Source organism: Brenneria roseae subsp. americana (assembly GCF_003115815.1).
Classification (GTDB): Bacteria; Pseudomonadota; Gammaproteobacteria; order Enterobacterales; family Enterobacteriaceae; genus Brenneria; species Brenneria roseae.
The window spans coordinates 227,559-247,131 of record NZ_QDKJ01000006.1 but is presented as its reverse complement, the minus strand read 5'-3'; the positions used below and the strand labels follow the sequence as shown (position 1 = coordinate 247,131).

At 50.9% G+C, this 19,573-nt stretch carries 15 protein-coding genes and 1 pseudogene; 6 read left to right on the top strand and 10 right to left on the bottom strand.

Going from position 1 to position 19,573, the window contains the following annotated elements; all coding sequences use genetic code 11:
• The first annotated feature begins 111 nt into the window (after positions 1-111).
• The gene (locus B4923_RS10000) at positions 112-2,700 is read left to right on the top strand and encodes a YdbH family protein (protein WP_109054197.1); all 2,589 of its coding nucleotides are present in this window, start codon (positions 112-114) and stop codon (positions 2,698-2,700) included.
• Between the two features lie 15 nt (positions 2,701-2,715).
• Positions 2,716-2,949, top strand: coding sequence for a YnbE family lipoprotein (locus tag B4923_RS09995; RefSeq protein WP_245929543.1), 234 nt, complete (start codon positions 2,716-2,718; stop codon positions 2,947-2,949).
• A gap of 67 nt (positions 2,950-3,016) precedes the next feature.
• Here B4923_RS09995 and B4923_RS09990 read toward each other — a convergent pair whose 3' ends face one another.
• A complete protein-coding gene (locus tag B4923_RS09990) occupies positions 3,017-3,622 on the bottom strand; it encodes an FMN-dependent NADH-azoreductase (RefSeq protein ID WP_109054196.1) in 606 nt (201 codons plus the stop codon).
• Between the two features lie 280 nt (positions 3,623-3,902).
• Here B4923_RS09990 and hrpA point away from each other — a divergent pair, with 280 nt between their 5' ends.
• From hrpA to B4923_RS09975, 3 genes are all read left to right on the top strand, one after another.
• On the top strand, positions 3,903-7,787 hold the full coding sequence (gene hrpA / locus B4923_RS09985) for an ATP-dependent RNA helicase HrpA (RefSeq protein WP_109054195.1): 3,885 nt from the start codon (positions 3,903-3,905) through the stop codon (positions 7,785-7,787).
• 176 nt (positions 7,788-7,963) lie between these two features.
• The gene (locus tag B4923_RS09980) at positions 7,964-8,671 is read left to right on the top strand and encodes a hypothetical protein (RefSeq protein WP_109054194.1); all 708 of its coding nucleotides are present in this window, start codon (positions 7,964-7,966) and stop codon (positions 8,669-8,671) included.
• 10 nt (positions 8,672-8,681) lie between these two features.
• Positions 8,682-9,095, top strand: coding sequence for a hypothetical protein (locus B4923_RS09975; protein ID WP_109054193.1), 414 nt, complete (start codon positions 8,682-8,684; stop codon positions 9,093-9,095).
• Here the strand turns inward: B4923_RS09975 and B4923_RS09970 are convergent.
• The 8 genes and pseudogenes from B4923_RS09970 to folM all read right to left on the bottom strand — a co-directional run bounded on the left by B4923_RS09970 (position 9,092) and on the right by folM (position 17,070).
• On the bottom strand, positions 9,092-9,571 hold the full coding sequence (locus B4923_RS09970) for an Hcp family type VI secretion system effector (protein WP_109054192.1): 480 nt from the start codon (positions 9,569-9,571) through the stop codon (positions 9,092-9,094). The genes B4923_RS09975 and B4923_RS09970 overlap by 4 nt on opposite strands.
• 118 nt (positions 9,572-9,689) lie before the next feature.
• The gene (locus tag B4923_RS09965) at positions 9,690-10,517 is read right to left on the bottom strand and encodes an EcsC family protein (protein ID WP_109054191.1); all 828 of its coding nucleotides are present in this window, start codon (positions 10,515-10,517) and stop codon (positions 9,690-9,692) included.
• Positions 10,518-10,576: 59 nt separating this feature from the next.
• A complete protein-coding gene (locus B4923_RS09960) occupies positions 10,577-12,346 on the bottom strand; it encodes a sensor domain-containing phosphodiesterase (RefSeq protein ID WP_109054190.1) in 1,770 nt (589 codons plus the stop codon).
• A 163-nt stretch (positions 12,347-12,509) separates the two neighbouring features.
• Positions 12,510-13,337, bottom strand: a complete 828-nt coding sequence (locus B4923_RS09955) for a trypsin-like serine peptidase (RefSeq protein ID WP_109054189.1) — start codon at positions 13,335-13,337, stop codon at positions 12,510-12,512.
• Between the two features lie 368 nt (positions 13,338-13,705).
• Positions 13,706-13,954 (bottom strand): annotated as a pseudogene (asr, locus tag B4923_RS09950) (acid resistance repetitive basic protein Asr); the annotation flags it as partial.
• A 197-nt stretch (positions 13,955-14,151) separates the two neighbouring features.
• Positions 14,152-15,462 (bottom strand): two-component system sensor histidine kinase RstB, encoded by a 1,311-nt coding sequence (rstB, locus tag B4923_RS09945; RefSeq protein WP_109054187.1) that lies wholly within the window; start codon positions 15,460-15,462, stop codon positions 14,152-14,154.
• A complete protein-coding gene (gene rstA / locus B4923_RS09940; protein ID WP_109054258.1) occupies positions 15,459-16,193 on the bottom strand; it encodes a two-component system response regulator RstA in 735 nt (244 codons plus the stop codon). The genes rstB and rstA overlap by 4 nt, the downstream gene beginning before the upstream one ends.
• A gap of 151 nt (positions 16,194-16,344) precedes the next feature.
• On the bottom strand, positions 16,345-17,070 hold the full coding sequence (gene folM, locus B4923_RS09935) for a dihydromonapterin reductase (RefSeq protein ID WP_425428612.1): 726 nt from the start codon (positions 17,068-17,070) through the stop codon (positions 16,345-16,347).
• Between the two features lie 129 nt (positions 17,071-17,199).
• Between folM and B4923_RS09930 the strand changes: the two genes are divergently transcribed.
• Positions 17,200-17,619: a hypothetical protein gene (locus tag B4923_RS09930; protein ID WP_109054186.1), complete on the top strand. Its 420-nt coding sequence runs from the start codon at positions 17,200-17,202 to the stop codon at positions 17,617-17,619.
• A 68-nt stretch (positions 17,620-17,687) separates the two neighbouring features.
• Here the strand turns inward: B4923_RS09930 and dauA are convergent, their stop codons facing one another.
• Positions 17,688-19,406, bottom strand: coding sequence for a C4-dicarboxylic acid transporter DauA (gene dauA, locus B4923_RS09925; protein WP_109054185.1), 1,719 nt, complete (start codon positions 19,404-19,406; stop codon positions 17,688-17,690).
• Positions 19,407-19,573: the final 167 nt, after the last annotated feature.

Genomic DNA, 19,573 nt, shown 5'->3' with positions numbered 1-19,573 from the left:
AGCTGAAAGGAGTCTACCTGTTAACGTAATGAGCAAAAAATGTATAGAACATAAGCAACCGAAAACGGCGCAGGTTTGGGCGGGATCTCATCGAATGCATAATTTCTATTAATGATTAAAAAATACGCATTACCCGGCGCGGCACTGGTACTCCTGCTGTTATTCGTGTCGTGGCGGACTATGCCACAGTGGTTGCCACGCATTGCGGGGATCTGGTTACCCGCAGAAATGTCTTTGACGCTGCGTTCATCGCCGGTTTGGTATGAGCGGGGGCTGCAAAGCGATGGCATCCGGCTGAGTGCGGGCGAATGTACGCTGCTTGATGTGCAGAATATCAAGCTGTATCGGCAGTCCGGACGATGGACGATCGATATCGATGCCGCCACGTTGAATAGCGATTGCCTGCCGCTTCTGGCATCTGACGACAACACGACGCCCATACGACTGGCGCAGTGGCAAAAGCGTCTGCCGGCCGCGGATGTCACGATTGAAAAATTGACGCTTCAACCCTGGCAGGATTACGCCGGGCGAGCGCAGTTCAGTACCGATGGCAACCAACGACAGACGCTGCATTATCAAGGCGATCAACTGGCGTTTCAGACGGAACTGAACCAGCAGCACCTGATTTTACGCGAAGGCATGCTGGCGACGCCGGCGGGGGACGTTCGTTTGCAATTGAGCGGCGAGATTGACCTGGCGGATACGCTAACGCAGGCGCCGGTGCAGGGCGTGCTGAACGGTCAACTGGTTACCGGACAAACGCCCGAGCCGGTATCCATGCGGCTAAGCTGGCGGCACCAGCAAGGAGAGCTTTCGCTACAGGCGGAAGGCGATAATGAGCCGCTGGTCTCGCTGCCATGGCAGTTAACCGCAGAGCAGATACAGGTGAATAACGGTGTCTGGCGCTGGCCTTACGCCGCACAACCGCTGTCGGGACGGATTTCACTTACGTTGCAAAACTGGCGGCAAGGACTGGAAAAAACGCGCATTGATGCGCGCATGAACATGTTGACGCAGGGGCATAACGGTAAGGCCAACGCCGTTCTGGTATTGGGGCCGGGTCATCTTGGACTGATCAACAGTGAATTGCGTTTTCAGTTAACCGGTCAGGCCAACCTGTCTGACTTGTCTTTAACGGCATCGCTGCCGGGCGTTTTGCAAGGTTCTTTATTAAATCCGGAGCTATCGATTTTACCCGGGGCGCTGCTGCGAGCCTGGGGCCCGCTGGGACCGCAGGCCCGGCTTGAGGAAGCTCGTTGGCCGTTAGCCGGCGTGCGAATCAACTCAACCGGGGTGAACGGACGGTTGCAGGCCATCGTCAAGGCGCATCATACGTACTGGGGTCGATTCAACCTGCATCTGGATGGACAAGCGCAGGATTTCTGGCCCGACAAAGGGCAGTGGCAGTGGCGATATTGGGGAAGCGGGCAACTGCCGCCGCTAAAAGGGAAATGGGATGTGGCGGGACGAGGTCTCTGGCAGGATTCGCTCATCGAAGTGAGCCAATTGTCGAGCGGATTGGATCAGCTTGGTTACGGACTGGTGACGGTTCACCAACCACGCCTGACGATTGTTGAGCCTTTACGCTGGCAGCGCGCCCGTTCAGGGGAATATTTCCAGGGCGCGTTACAGCTGGCATCAGAAAAAGTCGATTTCAGCAACGGCGGCTATCTTCCTCCAACGTTGATGACGCTCAGCCTGCAAGGGCAGGACCCCAATGACTTTCTGATAAAAGGACAACTACAGGCGCAAAATATTGGTCCGGTGTCCCTGCGCGGGCGCTGGGATGGCGAACGTTTACGCGGCAATGCCTGGTGGCCACGTCAGCCATTAACCGTTTTTCAGCCGTTGCTATCGCCGAAACTGAAAATGAATATTCGTTCAGGACAGTTCCATGCGCAGGCCGCGTTTTCCGCGGCGCAGGGAGAGGGATTCAGCGCCGGCGGGCATTGGGTTGTGAGCAACGGCGGACTATGGTTGCAGGACGGCGAAGTCGGCGGTGTCAATTTTGCGCTGCCTTACCGGCTGAAAAATCAGCGTTGGGAACTCGGCATCAAACAACCCGTCACGTTGCGAATTGCTATGCTGGATAACCTGTTCCAGATGACGGATATCCGCGTTGATCTGCGGGGATTTTATCCGTACAGCGAAAAATCGCCGTTGACGATATCGCAGGCGGAGATGGACGTATTGGGCGGGCATATCAGCCTTTCGGCCATGCAGTGGCCGCAGCGGGAAGATGCGCTGTTCACCGTGAAAAGCGTGGAGCTCAGCGAACTGATAACGGCGTTGAAGTTGAAACAGTTTGCGATGTCGGGACGGGTGAGCGGTGTGCTTCCACTGAATTTTAACCACCCTGACATGCTGATTCAGGGAGGGCGCTTCACCAACGATCGTTTTCTGACGCTTCGGCTGGATAAACTGCTGGCTGACGAGCTGGAGAGTAAAAATCTGGCCAGCGGCGCAGCGATTAACTGGATGCGTTATCTGGAAATTGGGCGCTCCTATGCCACAGTGGAATTGAGTAATCAGGGCGAACTGACGCTGGTTTCGCAGATTCAGGGGAAAAACCCGCAGTTAAGTGCGGATAGGCAAGTCACTCTCAACTACCGTCATCAGGAGAATATTTTCCAGCTGTGGCGGAGTTTACGTTTTGGCGATAATTTGCAGGATACGTTGGAGCAACGGGCGAATGAATAAATTCAGGGTAGAGCCATGAAGCATGATGGTGTTATGCCGGCGGGTGTCTGTGCGGTATTTTTGCTGGCGGGCTGTGTGCCGCGTATTGAAGTGGCCGCGCCTAAAGAACCGATTACGATCAATATGAACGTCAAGATTGAGCATGAAATTCATATCCGGGCGGATAAAGAGGCCACGCAATTACTGGAAAAATCAGATAACGCCGCGGGTGAAGAGATAAAGAAAAGCGCGCCTGAAGGCGCGCAATAAGACTTCCAAAGCACAAAATTAATAACAGGGTAGTCGTTAATGATGAGTTAACGGTGGTTAAACGCGATTACGCAGCGGCAAACTGGGACAGTTGTGCTTTTGCATCTTCAGCCGCTTTTTTGGCGACATCCGGGCCGTAAGCAATACCCTCAGCGAAAACAAACTCAAGATCGGTGATACCGATGAAACCCAGGAACACGCGCAGGTAGGGTTCCAGCAAATCGGTCGGCGTACCCTTGTGGATACCCCCACGGCTGGTCAGTACGATGGCGCGTTTACCTTTCACCAGACCTTCAGGACCTTGCTCGGTATAGCGGAATGTCACGCCAGCGCGGGCAATCAGGTCGAAGTAGTTTTTCAGCTGCGTCGGGATGTTAAAGTTGTACATCGGCGCGGCGATAACGATAACGTCATGTGCCTGCAACTCGGCAATCAGCGCATCAGACAGCGTTAAAGCTTCCTGTTGACGAGGCGTCAGCGGTGCGTCGGAAGGACGCAGAGCGCCAACCAGTTCACCATCAAGCACGGGGATCGGCTGGGCGGCTAAATCACGAACGGTAATGCTGTCAGCAGGGTGAGCGGCTTGCCACTCGGCGCTGAAATAGTCGGCCAGTTGGCTGGACTGAGAAAAATCTGCCAGGATGCTTGATTTCAGAATCAAAACTTTGCTCATTGCCAATTCCTTACGTTGATTGAAGTCGGACACATATTGTGGCGTCTTTTGATGTGTTTCATCTTATGCGCGCGCCATAGGGGTTGAAAGTGCAAATATTCGAGCGCTTTGTTCGATTTTATTGAATAAGGGGACGCTGGCGTGGTTAGAGCCCCGGCGGGTGTTGTGCTACCATGCACGCCGGAAAATATTCCGGTTTAAGCGACTGGAATCAGGGCGCAGACAGGGGTTATCGCCCGGAAAAGCCCGTAACATGAAAAAAGTATTAAGGAATAGCCACGTGAAATCACCGCTCAACGCATTATCTACGCAGTTAAGTGAGTTAATGCTCCGCGATCAGCAACGCCTGCGCCGTCGTTTACAGGGGGCGGCAAAAGTTGGCAACCCACAGGCTCAGGCGGCGATTGCTCAGGAAATTGAGGGGGAGATCGCCGCCGCGCGCCAGAAAGTGGACAATCGGCGTGCTGGCTGCCCGGCTATTCATTATCCCGAACAGTTGCCTGTCAGCCAGAAGAAAGACGCTATTCTGAATGCATTGCGCGAGCATCAGGTCATCATCGTGGCGGGGGAAACCGGTTCGGGGAAAACCACGCAGCTTCCGAAGATTTGTCTTGAGTTGGGCCGCGGCGTGCGCGGCTTAATCGGCCATACTCAGCCGCGTCGGCTGGCGGCCAGAACGGTGGCCGATCGCATCGCGGCCGAACTGGAAACGCCGTTGGGCGGCTGCGTGGGGTATAAAGTCCGTTTTAACGATCAGGTGGGGGATAATACGCTGGTCAAACTGATGACCGACGGCATTCTGCTGGCTGAAATTCAGCAGGATCGGTTGTTAATGCAGTATGACACCCTGATTATCGATGAAGCGCACGAGCGCAGCCTGAACATTGATTTCATTCTGGGATATTTACGCCAGCTTCTGCCGAAGCGTCCTGATTTAAAAGTCATCATTACCTCCGCGACGATCGATCCCCAACGCTTTTCCCGCCATTTTGATAATGCGCCAATCATTGAAGTGTCCGGGCGCACCTACCCGGTGGATGTACGGTATCGGCCGGTGGTGGAAGAGGCCGCGGACAGCGATCGCGATCAGCTTCAGGCCATCTTTGATGCGGTAGATGAACTGGGCCGGGAAGGGCCGGGCGATATTCTGATTTTTATGAGCGGTGAGCGGGAAATCCGCGATACCGCCGATGCGTTGACCAAACTGAATTTACCGCATACCGAAATCCTGCCGCTGTATGCCCGGCTGTCCAATCAGGAGCAGAACCGGGTATTTCAGTCACATCACGGGCGACGTATTGTGCTGGCGACCAACGTGGCTGAAACGTCGCTGACGGTGCCGGGAATTCGCTATGTGATTGATCCCGGAACGGCGCGTATTAGCCGCTATAGCTTTCGAACCAAGGTACAGCGCCTGCCGATTGAGGCCATTTCCCAGGCGTCGGCCAATCAGCGTAAAGGGCGCTGTGGCCGCGTTGCTGCCGGGATCTGCATTCGTCTCTACTCCGAGCAGGATTTCCTGTCGCGCCCGGAATTTACCGATCCGGAAATTCTGCGCACCAATCTGGCGTCCGTTATTTTGCAGATGACGGCGCTGGGATTGGGGGATATCGCGGCGTTTCCGTTTGTTGAGGCGCCGGATAAACGTAACATTCAGGATGGCGTGCGGCTGCTGGAAGAACTGGGCGCGATTCAACTGGCGGAAAATGGTCATTACCACCTGACGCCGCAGGGGCGCCAGTTGGCGCAACTGCCTATCGATCCCCGTCTGGCGCGAATGGTGCTGGAAGCCCGCAATACGAGCTGTGTGCGTGAAGTGATGGTGATGACTGCCGCACTGTCCATTCAGGATCCCCGCGAGCGGCCGTTGGATAAAAAACAGGCGTCAGACGAAAAACATCGGCGTTTCGCCGATAAAGACTCCGACTTTCTGGCGTTCGTCAATTTGTGGGACTATCTGCGCGAACAACAAAAAGCACTCTCTTCCAGCCAGTTCCGCCGGCTGTGTCGCAGTGATTATCTGAACTATCTGCGCGTGCGCGAATGGCAGGATATCTACACGCAACTGCGTCAGGTGGTGAAAGAACTGGGGATACCCGTAAACAGCGAGCCTGCCGATTATCGCAGTATTCACTGCGCGTTGCTGACGGGGTTGCTGTCGCACATCGGTCAGAAAGATGTCGAAAAACAGGAGTTCAGCGGAGCGCGCAACGCGCGTTTCGCTATCTTCCCCGGTTCAGGCTTGTTTAAAAAACCGCCTAAATGGACGATGGTGGCCGAACTGGTGGAAACCAGCCGGTTGTGGGGACGTATCGCGGCCCGCATTGAGCCCGAATGGATTGAGCCGCTGGCCCAACACCTGATCAAGCGCAGCTATAGTGATCCGCACTGGGAAAAAGCGCAGGGAACGGTGATGGCGCAGGAAAAAGTCACGCTGTTCGGCTTGCCGATTGTGGCGGCGCGTAAAGTGAATTACAGCCAGATCGATCCCGTACTGGCGCGTGAATTATTCATTCGCCACGCGCTGGTGGAAGGCGACTGGCAAACGCAGCATGCGTTTTTTCGCGCCAACCTGAAATTGCTGGCCGAAGTCGAGGAACTGGAGAATAAATCGCGTCGCCGCGACATTCTGGTGGACGATGAAACGCTGTTTGCCTTTTACGATCGCCGTTTGCCGCACGATATTATCTCCGCCCGTCATTTTGACAAATGGTGGAAAACGGCCAGCCGTCAGAATGCCGATCTGCTGAACTTTGAAAAAAGTATGCTGATCAAAGAAGGCGCGGACAAGATTAGCGCGCTGGATTATCCGAATTTCTGGCATCAGGGTAACCTGAAGCTGCGCCTGTCTTATCAGTTTGAACCGGGGACGGACGCCGATGGCGTGACGATCCATATTCCGTTGCCGATCCTCAATCAGGTGCATGATGAGGGATTTGAATGGCAAATTCCCGGCGTGCGTCGTGAACTGGTGATCGCCTTGATCAAATCGTTGCCGAAACCGATGCGCCGTAACTTTGTTCCGGCCCCCAATTATGCCGAAGCGTTTCTGGCGCGAGCGACGCCGTTGGAAAAAGGCCTGCTGGAGTCGCTGGAGCGTGAATTGCGGTTGATGACGGGGGTCACCGTGCCGCGTGACGAGTGGCAATGGGAACAGGTGCCCGATCATCTGAAAGTGACGTTCCGCGTGGTGGACGAAAAAAATCGCCTGTTGCGTGAAGGGAAAGACCTGAATGCGCTGAAAGATCAACTGAAAGATAAAGTTCAGCAGACGCTTTCCGCCGTGGCGGATGACGGGTTGGAACAGCACAACCTGCACGTCTGGAGTTTTGGTTCTCTGCCCGATTGCTATGAGCAAAAGCGGGGCGGTTACTCGGTAAAAGCCTATCCGGCGCTGGTGGATGAAAAGGACAGTGTGGCGATTCGTCTGTTTGATACGCCCCATCAGCAACAGCAGGTGATGCGTCAGGGGCTACGGCGTTTGCTGCTGCTGAATATTCCCTCGCCAATCAAGTACCTGCATGAGAAGTTACCCAATAAGGCAAAGCTGGGGCTGTACTTCAATCCTTACGGTAAAGTGCTCGATCTGATTGATGACTGTATCGCCTGTGCCGTCGATAAGTTGATTAGCGAATTTGGCGGTCCGGTGTGGCAGGAAGACGCCTTCCAGAAATTGCATGAAAAAGTGCGCGCGGAACTTAACGATACGGTGGTGGATATCGCCAAACAGGTGGAACAGATCCTGACGACGGTGTTTGCTATCAACAAGCGCTTGAAAGGGCGCATTGATATGACGATGGCGCTGGCGCTGAGTGATATTAAAAACCAGATCAATGGGCTGGTGTTCCGCGGTTTCGTTACCGACAATGGCTGGCATCGACTGCCTGATGTACTGCGTTATTTGCAGGCGATTGAGCGCCGGCTGGAAAAACTGGCGCAGGACGCCCACCGCGATCGGGCCCAGATGCTGAAGGTGGAGCAGGTGCAGCAGGCCTGGCTGCAATGGTGGAATAAGCTGCCAGCCGAACGGCGTGACGATGATGAGGTAAAAGCGATCCGTTGGATGATTGAAGAACTGCGCGTGAGCTACTTTGCTCAGCAGTTAGGAACGCCATTTCCCATTTCAGAAAAACGGATACTACAGGCGATGGAGCAGACGGGGTAGTGGGTAACTTAACTCATGTGCCAACCTTATTTTTAAATAAGGTTGTTGATTATTCCTCTTTGCTCTATATTAATTTTCGGAGAAATCCGCACGTGGACGCAGTAAACCTTAACCTGAAACTATAAAACACTAATGGGAGCTATTTTCTCCATATTTCAGTATTAAGAGGATACACTATGGATGCTTTTTTAGAGAAAAATGGATATTTAGATTTTGAGAACTCAGGACGGATATATGATTTTAAATCACCTCTTAGTGCTAACGACTATTTCTCAATAGTTCCTGAAAGTCCTTTGCCACCACACACTTCACCAATTATAGATGAAGATACGGGAATGTGTATAGGGTATATAGGGCCATCCAGAGGAGGGGTTTATGATATCTATGACATAGATGGTAAATTTGTCACTCTCCACGAGCTACCTTTGGAATCACCACTGATAGATCCGTTTGATATTGTCTTTTTAGGACTGTTCATATTTAAATCAGTTAAATATGGCGACAATATAATCAAACTAATAACAAAAAATGGGACAACAAAAAGCATATCAGTAAAAATAGGCGACCATATTATTTCCTCATTAAAGGGACGGCTTAAAATTGGGTTGTCACCTAAGAAAATAAAATTCACAACTGCAACGGCAGTACATATGAGAGAGCCTGGAAGATATGTCCCTGTCTATATTTTAGAAAAAGCTATCAGATATGGGAAACGAAGTAAAGATATTGAGGGAAAATCTGGCGTGATATTAAAAAAATATGATATAAAAATAAAGCGTTCAAGATATGATAAATATAGAAATTTATATGAAAATAAGGAGTATAATCTAGAAGTTATTGTTGATGAAAGCAACTGGACAATAACCCATTTTTTATATAAATGATGGAGGATTTATGATTCACATTCAAGACAATGATACCGATTTTCGCATATATCCTGTTGAAAAAATTAAAAATAAAGGAGCAGAGGATACACCATATGATAGTTGGTTGGATATGTATGTTGAGATAAAATCAAAGGGGCTTGATTTTAATGCAAAATGGGGGTGTTTTGTATGTGACCTCATTGAATTACATACACAATTGTTGAAGTTGAAAGCTAGTGGCGATGAATCAATATATCTATTTTCTCCAGATGAGGGGATGCTAAAGCTCATATTTGGGAAAAACGAACTTGGCACATACTATGTTACATTTACTATATATACTGATATTCGCTCCGACGTTTATGTGCATGGGATATCTGGCATCGATATCCCATCAATGGATAACTTAATCAATGCTGTTCATGAATTGATTAATTATTAATATATTCTATCCTCCCATATACTATAACCTGATGTTCCTGTTGCATGGTTTGTCCAGATAATATCTTTATAATAAAATAAAACAACCTCGTGAGGTTGTTTATCTGCATGAGTCAAAGAGTGGGGATAATCCACTGAAAGATTTGCGATAGACGCACTGTTCAGTTTTATTGTATAATATTTTTTCAACGCCCCTTCCGCCGAGCTTCTATAGAAATCAAAAATGCATTCCAGTATTTCATTTTCAGATATAGAAACACCCAGTAATGGTGATAATTTATCCACTAACTTAATTATTTCAACTGGATTATGTTTTACATTTTGATCTCTCGTTATTGTATGTCTAAATGCGAGAGTAAATATCTCATCTTCATGGCCGATCTGATATCGATTACCTATTGAGTCAAAAGTTGAACACCCAGCAGAAATTAGTCCTTGTTTTTTTCCATTTACCGTCATGTAAATAATATTAGCCATATTAATCCCTCTATAGCATCTTTAGAAAAAATAAAAATCAACTTACCTTGCTTGTTAAACCGATACTATACAATTTCAACACATAATCAATCGGTTCCAGAGATAATCTCTGGCCATTTTAGTCTTTTAACCGCACATATGCCGACTTGATCTCTTCTTCACCATATTTTTGCTCCAGCCGTTTGATGATGAAATGGCCTCGCGCCATGTTCTGATAATGATGAATGAACAGGGTGTTGATTGCCGCGCCGCTGGCGGCGCCGATGACCGGAACGATTTGGGCGGCCATTTTTTCCGTGATGGTAATGCCCAGCCGCGTCGCAACGGCGTCGATCAGCTTGGCCAACGTCCTGCCGGCCTGTGACGTGGTGATCCTTGCCGAGGCTTTTTCCGCGCCTTTCTTGCTGGCGAGATCTACCAGTTCACGGGTGGTATGTTTCGTGATATCGGCAAGAACCGCGCGTGAAGCGTAATAGGCTGAGTCGGCAGCGTCATCGTTTTTACTCTTGCCACCTAGCGCGAATACTTCTACACAGGCCGCCTTGACTGAAAAATCGGCCAGCGAGAAACCTTCGCTGCGGGCGATGTCTGCAACGGATCGCATCATGATCGTGGTGCTGACAGGCAATTCGACCATCAATCCTGCTGCACCGAAAAAGCCACTGACCGCGCCTGATGTTGCCGCGGCCAGCTTATGGGTCTTCGGCGATGAGGCGCGCTTTGGCGCGTCATCCAGCGTATACAAGGCGGCATCGACCGATTTATGCAGCGCGGCATGAACCACATCCTGCACTTTGTTTTTTACAAATCCAGGAAGTTTAGACAAGCTCCATTCAATTGGCCCTCCCACTAAATTCGCCAACTGAATAGTGATTGAAGGCGCTTCCAGCAATGCAATGGCTTGCCGAATATCGTCCAGGTCCTGTTGATTATCAAAAATGGTCATAATGTATTTAAAGTCCTGATGGTCGCTACGGTATTTTTATGGCATGAACCACACGATCTTTACCGAGTTTCATGGCGCGCTAACCAGGCGGTGAACGCGTTAGGTAAAACGGGTCGGGAAAAGTAATAGCCCTGAACTTCATCGCAACCAAATTGAGACAGATAATCGAGCGTTTCTTTATTCTCAACACCTTCAGCCAGTACCGAATAATTGAGTTTATGCAGCATACTGATGATGGACTCGACAATAATCCGACTATTCTCATCGGTTTTAATATCTTTTATCAGCAACTTATCCAGTTTGATAATTGTTGCCGGAATATTTCTCAGATAATTTAAATTGCTGTAACCCGCGCCAAAGTCGTCAATAGCAATAACAAATCCATGCTGTTTTAACGCCAAAATAGTGGCAAGCGTTTCCGAACTTTCGATTATTTTTTGTGTTTCCACACATTCAATTTGAATATCACCCGCAGTTAAATCGTAGCTATTAAGAGTATTCATTAAATGTTCAATAAAGTTCTCTTCAGCAAAATTACTGGCGGCAATATTAATCGATACGGGAAATAAAATTCCTGCCTGACGCCAGATTTTTAGCTGTTTGGCCGTCTGTTTAATAACCCACTCCGTCAGCGGACGCATCAATGTGGTGCCTTCTGCCAGCGGAATAAATTGATCTGGATAGATTTCACCGAACTTGGGATGATGCCAACGAAGCAACGCTTCAGCGCCAACCACTGTATTATTTTCAATATTCAATTTGGGTTGATAAACCAGATACAAGCCGGGCTTATCATGCTTTAACAGGTCAGACAATTCGTTCAGCAGGGTGAAAGCCAATTGCTGGGTTTTATCACTGTCTGCATTGTAAGCACGATAATGGACATTGTTATTGATGGCGTCATGCAATGCACTCATGGATTCGCGCAGAATACGCTGTGGATCATCCACGGGGATCTGGAACTCGGTATAGCCAACAAACAGTTCTAATTTTAATGGCACATGACTGGTAATGCTGTCCTGAATACGAGTGGCGCAGGAAACCAGCTCTTCAAGCACCTGTGTTTTCATATCGGCTTTTATCAGTAACGCGAAACGACCTACGGCCGCACAGTAAACGCTCTCATGAGTGTGAAAGGTCAGGCGCAGAAACATGCCGATATCTCTCAATATGCTTTCTACGGTCGGCATACCGAGCGATCGCCCCATTTCATAGGCGTAAGAAATATCAATGCTATCAATCAGTACCAGCAGGTAGTTTTCATGGATATCCGTCATGTGGCTGATATCCTCTATCAGCCGCTGGCGGTTTGGCAGCATGGTTACCGCATCAACCAGCCCGATTGCGTTACGATATTCAACTAATGCCATAACAATCGCGGCCAAGTCTCTAAGCGTGTGTAGCTGTGTTTTGCTGAATTTTCGAGGGATGTAATCAATTACGCAAAGTGTACCGATGGAATAACCTTCTTCTGTAATGAGTGGTATTCCCGCGTAAAAGCGAATCTGTGGTGAACGGGTGACATAAGGGCTGTCTTTAAAACGTTCATCCTGTAACGCATCCTCACAAATCAATATATTGCCGGTCTGCACAGCAAAATGATCGAACGACCCGACTTTTTCCATTTCGGTTAAGGCGAAATTAGTCTTGGCCTTAATATGCTGTTTCTTTGTACCGCTTATCGTGACCAATGCCGTTGGCATTTTTAGCAACTGACATGTCATAGCGGTAATTTTATTAAGTATATCATCTTGAGATATATCAAGATTATTGAGTGCATCGAGAGTCTGCATGCGTTTTTTTTCATCACGACTTAGATGTTTTAACATGTCACCTCTTTATTTCGCAAAATGGCCTGCGCTACTCATTACATTATATTTAAGCACAGTAACGATAAACGATGCCTAATAGATTGCGGAGAATAGACATTGCCCCGCAGAGGGAAGCTTAATCAAAGAGGAAATAGTTCCGTTGCGACATAGAGATAAGATGTCAGCGAGCTGCTCCGGTCTCTTTTACCAGCGTTTCCAGTTGCTGACGGATGGCCGTCACTGAGACGGCGCGGTTGTCGGCTCGGTGACGATCGCTGGCCGCGGGCGCCGAGCTCTGAATACCGATTAATATCCATTCGGACGCCGTGTGCAGCATGAGCGGAGAACCGCTGTCGCCGGGCAGCGTATCACATTGGTGTGATAACACCGCAGGCTGAACCCAGCCGGTAACCAGACAATCCTGATGGCGATACAGCGCATCCTGATGGTCTTCGGGGTAACCCGCCTGCGTCACTCGCTGCCGGTTTTGGTGTAATGCCTCGATCAACGATTGACGATTACCTTGCCACATGGGGATCGGAACAATGCCAGGCGGTGTCTGTTTTAACCGGATCAGCGCATAGTCCCATGGCGCAGCGGCATCAGGAACGATCCAACCGTCACCATCGACTTTCAGCTGTTTGCTGAGTTTCTTATTCACCAGTGCTTCAATTTCTTTGGTTTCATAGCGCCAGCCATCCTCTGTTGCCAGAAAGCGCAGCGCGACAGGCTTATCCGGCTGTCCCTCGGGGGGGATTAATACACAATGTCCGGCGGTCAGGGCAAGATGGGGAGAGATCAATGTTGCGGTACACAGATTGCCACTGGCGGTTTCCAGTTGGCCGATAGCTTGCCACGGCCACTGGGAGATATCGGTCACGCGATCTCTATCATCATGATTAAAAAACAAAAGCTGTTGCTGCTTTTCTGCCTCGGTGGCGGCGGTTTCTGCCCCGCTGGAGGATGCGATAAGGAATAATGAACATAACAATCCGACTGATATGCGCATGTAATATTGTGCCTTACGTTAAAAGTCAGGGAGTTGCCAAACAGGTTAAGTGAAATAACTATAGCTGCATTTTGCCTTGACGCGGTGAGGTATGACGGTAGTTTTCAAGGTAAAACGAGGGTTAACCCAAAGGGTTACAGAAAAAAGAGCAGGGCAATGCATCCACAGAGAAGCACGAGGGATAACAAGATTTCAAATGAGTAGCGACGCAGCATCATCCGATATCCCATAAAATAAACACCCGGAAGATCGGGTGTTTGATTGTTATCTGAAACGCAATTCGTTTTTCGCCGGGTAACAGGGAGTCTGGCGCTCGTTACATCAGTTGGACTCTCTGTTATGGCGGGGACGCGGCGAATCTTTTATCAGGCAGCCGGCTTGGTGGTCGCGGGGTTCGCAGGCTTAGCTTTCTTCACATGCTTTTTAGCCGCCTGGGCTTTTTGCACCGCAGGTTTGGCCTTCTTCACATGTTTTTTCGCATGGTCAGCTTTGGCGTGGGCAGCCGTTGTTGCCGTCGCTGACGCCTGTGCAGGGGCGCTGGTTGTGGTGTCAGCTGCAAATGCTACAGAGGACAGACCCAGAGCCGCACCTGCAATCGTCACTAATACTTTATTCATCATCATTTCCTCGTTATCTCATTCACATGTCGTGACCCGGATTTGGGTCGGTGAAGTGAGCATAAGGAAAAACGTGAAAAGCTTCCGTGAGTGATTGGTTTCGGCATGTAACCAAATGTACAACAGGGATATCAACATGATATGGATGCGGTTCGCAGTCCTGCAACGGTGATACTGATTGCGCGCCCGTCCGGGAATTAGCGGGAGAGCGGCAACGCCGTCGCGGCGACAGTTTTTCTCGGCCAGCAGAAGCGAAAACGGGCGCCGCCAAGCGGGCTGCCGTCAACCGTAATGGTGCCCTCATAAGCGCGAGCGATGGCGTGTACGATCGCCAGCCCCAATCCGCAACCGCCGCTGCTGTTTTCTATCCCTGCGTCAAGACGAACAAAAGGTTCAAAAATATGATCGCGGCTCTCCGGCGCGATCCCCGGGCCGTCATCCTCAACCTGTAAACAGGTCGTTTGGTCATGGCTCTGCAATAGGCTGATATGCAGCCGGCGGTGGCAAAAGCGTAACCCGTTATTGACGAGATTATTCAATACCCGCTCCATCAGCCGCAGATCAAGCGCGCCAACGCCTTCCATCAGGGGCATATCCAGCGTAATGGTTTTATCCGGATGGATCAGTCGGAAGTCATCAATTTTGGCTTGCAACCAAACGGGAAAGTCGATCTCGGCGAGATGCAAGGTGACTTGATGACGGTCCAGTCGGGCATAGGTAAGCAGTTCGTCAATCAGCGCTTCAAGCTGACCAATATCCCGATTCAACGCCTGCTGCTCTTCATCCGTCAGATTGTCACTCATCGCAAGCCGATAACGCAGGCGTACCAGCGGCGTACGCAGTTCATGGGCAATATTGTCAATCAGCTGTTTTTTACTGGCGATCAGCTGATTCAGGTTATCCGCCATCAGATTAAAAGCGACCCCGAGTCGGAACAGGCTGGAGGTATTATCAAAGTGGGTTCGTTCTTCGAGGTGACCGTCTCCCAGACGTTGCGCCGCATTTTCCAGCTTCAACATCGCTTTCCAGTGCGGGCGCATCCACAAAAATACCGGCAAAGCCAGCGACAGGCCAATGAGCATCACCAGCATCAGATCCAGCAGGCGCATTTCGTGCAGGAAAAACAGATAGGGAATGGGACCGACGGCCAACACATAGTGACTGCGAGGAATGCGTTGGATAAAGGTATATTCATCTTCGAGCGCCACGATTTCACCCTGATTAAGACGTTGCCTGGTTTTGGGGAGCAGCGAGTATTTATTCAGCGGTTCAATTTGCAGCTTGAATGATAGATTCAAATCCAACTGGTCGATGGTCTTATGCCAGTCGCGGGGGGGAATGGTCCTTAACTCGTTGCGGATCAAATAGAGCGAACTCTTCATCAGGTCGTCCATGGATTGTCGTCCCGCACGCTCTGCCGTGACTTTATACACCAGCCCAACCAGCAACGTCATCACCACGAAACAGGCGAACAGTAACAGAAAAAACTGGATAAACAGCTTTTTCATGGTGTAGCGCTCTCCCAGGTATTGGGGGCAAACAGGTAGCCTTTATTACGCACGGTCTTGATACGAAACGGTTCCAGCGGATTGTCGTACAATTTTTTCCGCAGTCGTGAAATGGCAACGTCAATACTGCGATCCATACCGTCATAGCTGACGCCACGCAGGTTTTTCAGCAGCGCGTCGCGGTCCATAATGTGTCCGGCATGGGTGGACAACTGCCAGAGCAGATCAAAGTCAGCGGTGGACAATGCGATATTTTCTTCACCCAGCGTCACCTCGCGGTTTACCGGATCGATACACAGCAAACCAAAATGCAACGGTTTGTGAACCTGTAACGGTGCAGCCGTGTTCTCTATAGCGGCCTGTGGCGTAACGGCATACTGACGGAAGTGTAAGCGCAGGCGGGCGAGTAAAACAGCGGGGGGCGTGGTTTTCAGAATATAATCGTCAGCGCCCATCTCCAGCGCCAGAATATGGTTCATGTCACTGTCCAATGAGGTGAGCAGAACGATCGGGCCGCTGTATTGTGGACGTAATTCCCGGCAAATGGTCATGCCATCTTTTCCGGGCAGCATGATATCCAGTAACACCAGATCGGGCTGTTGCCGCGCGATAAACGCCAGCGCGTTATCGCCGCGAGGTTCAACCTGAACATCAATGTCGTGTTTTCCCAGATAAGCGGCAATCAGCTTGCCGACTTCCCCATCGTCTTCCACAAAAACAATCTTCTGCATGGTATCCATATCGTGATAAATACAATCCGTATCAGCATAATCCCATCAACCCGTTGGCACTAGCGGGGAAGCGTAAACGGGTGTTAAGGCGTTGGCGAACTGACCGTTCTGGAAGACATCTGCGTTCTCTGGGAATACCGCCGCGGCCCTGTCAGCGCAGCGATCGCCCCCCATCCAACCCGATCGTCTTTCCGGTCAGGTAATGGCTGGCAAGCAGGTAATTTACCAACCGGACGATTTCACCTTCGCCGGGGGCGGTTTTCATCAGCGACTTATCCAGCGCCTGTCGGCGATAGGCTTCATCGTCGTGTTCATGAAACATAATCAGCGCCGGCGCGATGGCATTAACTTTCACTTCGGGCGCCAGCTTGCGGGCAAATGAGCGGGTCATATTGTCGAGCGCCGCTTTGCTGGCGGCATAGGCGATGTGCTTATCGCTGCCTTTTTCCACCACGTAATCCGTTAGATGGATGATATCGGCTCCGGCGACCCCCTGACCGCGCAGGCACGGCTCCAGCAGCTGATTCAGCAAATAAGGCGTATAGACATGAATTTGCAGCATCTCCGCCAGCGTCTTTTCCGGCGGCACCTCTGCGCTTTCCGGCTGCCAACTGCTGGCGTTGTGAATGATGGCGCGCAGATGCGGGGTAAGCGCTTTGATCCGCCCGGCAAAGTCATAGATCTGTTCGCAGGTGGAGAAATCGGCGGGCAAACAGACGGCGCCTTGCTGTTGCAGGGCATCAAGCGCCGGATAACGTTTCCGATAGCTAATGATGACCGGAATGTTTTGCGCCAGAAATGAACGCGCCAACGCCAATCCGATACGCCGGGCGCCGCCGGTGATTAAAACCGGAGTGGAAGAAAAGATTGCCACCATCAATCCTCCTGAACATGCTGTAAAACTACAGTGAACCGTGCCAATATAATCGAATAAGCTATCAAGCAATGTATGGTTTTTACCCTGAAATAGCGTGATGAATCCACTGGTGAAGAGGAGAAAAGGGGAATGAAGCAGGATTACCCTGAATCTGCAGGTTCCAGTGAAAAGATCTGTATTGATTACGCAGATTATCTGGCAGCGTTGTGCAATAAACGCTGGCGTTTTATGGATGCGATGTACGGCGTGTTGCCGATTTTTGGCATGGTGACGAAAGGGCCGCGTTCTCGTCATGTCGTAGTGAAAGAACGACTGAAAATACTGGCGCTACAGGTGCTATCCACGCAGGTCAGCGATGAAACGAATATTGTAAGGTTGATTACGCTGGCGCAGCAGCAAGGGCTGACAACATTTGATATTCAGTTGCCTTATCCACTGACCAACGAGCAACTGTTCACGATAGGACAGGAGTGCAGCGACACCCTGGCGCTGACCCAGCAAAACGAGCGGCTCTCTATTCGTATTGAAGCGCCAGTCTTGCCGCATTAAGGACGTTTATCCGCCGGCGCATCGCATGGACGGGCAGAAGAGGCTCTGCCCGTTCATGATGGCGTTTTTTATTCCGCGATCGCAGCAGGCCGGTTTTCCGCAATGGCTTCCAGCGCCTGTGACAGCGAGCCGTAGAAACTGAGGCGGCCTTCAATGGGATGGACATTGGCACGGGCCAGCGTTTTTAGCGGCTGGAACGGAATATCGGTGATGATCAGACGTTTGCCTGCCGGCAGCGTTTCGCTAAAGCGCAGGAGTGCGCTCAACCCGCCGGCGTCCAGCACCGGCACCGCATCCCATTGCAGAATAATGGTCTGATACGCTTCACTGCGCTGCATCAGATCATTGAAGATACGCTCAGCGGCGGCGAAAAATAACGGGCCATTGACACGCAGCACCAGATGATCCGGTATCTTCGTATCAGGCAATTCGCTCAGTTTGGTCATTTGTGCGATACGGCGCATAAAGAGCAACGACGCCAGCACAATCCCAACGGTGATGGCAATCACCATATCAAACAGCACGGTCAGTGACATGCACAGAACCATCACGATGATGTCGTCTTTGGGACCGTGACGCAGCAGATCGACGACCTTATGCGCTTCGCTCATGTTCCAGGCGACAAGCAGCAACAATGACGCCATGGCAGCCAGCGGCAGATAAGAGAGCCAGGGCGCGAGAACCAATAGCGCCAATATCACCAGCAAGGCGTGGACCACGGCGGAGACGGGCGATGTCGCACCGGCCCGCACGTTGGCAGCGGAACGGGCAATGGCGGCGGTGGCGGTAATGCCGCCAAAGAACGGGGCGATAATATTACCAAAACCCTGGCCCACCAGTTCGGTGTTCGAATGGTGTTTTTTGCCGGTCATACCGTCCAATACCACGGCACAGAGCAAGGATTCGATCGCGCCGAGCATTGCCATTGAGAAGGCGGCGGGCAGCAGGGCGGAAATGCTCTGCCAGTCCAGCGTCATCGTTTGACCGCCTGGCGCGGCAATGTCCCAGGGAAGGACCAGACGAGGCAGAATCGGAGGGATCCCCTGTCCCTGAGTGCCATCGGCGAGCAGGTAGCTAAAACGGGAGCCGATGGTCGCAACGTCCGTGCCAAACAGCGACAAGATCCCCATTACCGCCATACCTGCGAGCAGCGCCGGCAGATGACCGGGCAGACGGATACCTAGTTTAGGCCAGATAATCAGTACCAGAAGGGTGGTGACGCCGATCAGCGTATCGCCCAGCTGTAACGTCGGCAGGGCGTATGTGAGTTCCGCAACCTTTTCAACATAGTGTTCGGGAACCACCTCCATATGCAGTCCAAAGAAATCCTTGATTTGCATGGTTGCGATGGTGATGGCAATCCCGGAGGTAAATCCCAGCGTGACTGACAGCGGGATATACTCAATTAACCGTCCCAGACGGCAGACGCCCATCAATACCAGAAAGATGCCGGAAAGCAGTGTGGCGACCAACAGACCAGACAGGCCGAACTGTTGGGAAACCGGATATAAAATGACGACAAAGGCCGCTGTCGGGCCGGAAACGCTATAGCGTGAACCACCGCTGATGGCGATAACAATCCCGGCAACCGCGGAGGTATAAAGGCCATATTGCGGCGGCACGCCGCTGGCGATAGCCAATGCCATTGCCAGTGGTATGGCAATAATCCCAACCGTAATGCCTGCGATAATGTCATGAGTAAAGCGTTGCAGCGTATATTTTTCGCGCCAGCACGCTTCAATAAGTGCGCTGAACGGTTTGATACCGTTAATTCCGTGCGTTTTCATCTAAGAAAGAACCAATAAAGAAACAAAGAATGGCGGGCCAGTTGGGTCCGTCGTAGACAAGCCGGGGTATACGATACGCCTGATGCTCTTCAGAGATCCAGATATACATCAAACGGAAGCGAACTATGAGGCCGATGCCGCAGGATGCGGCATCGGTAAAATGGGGG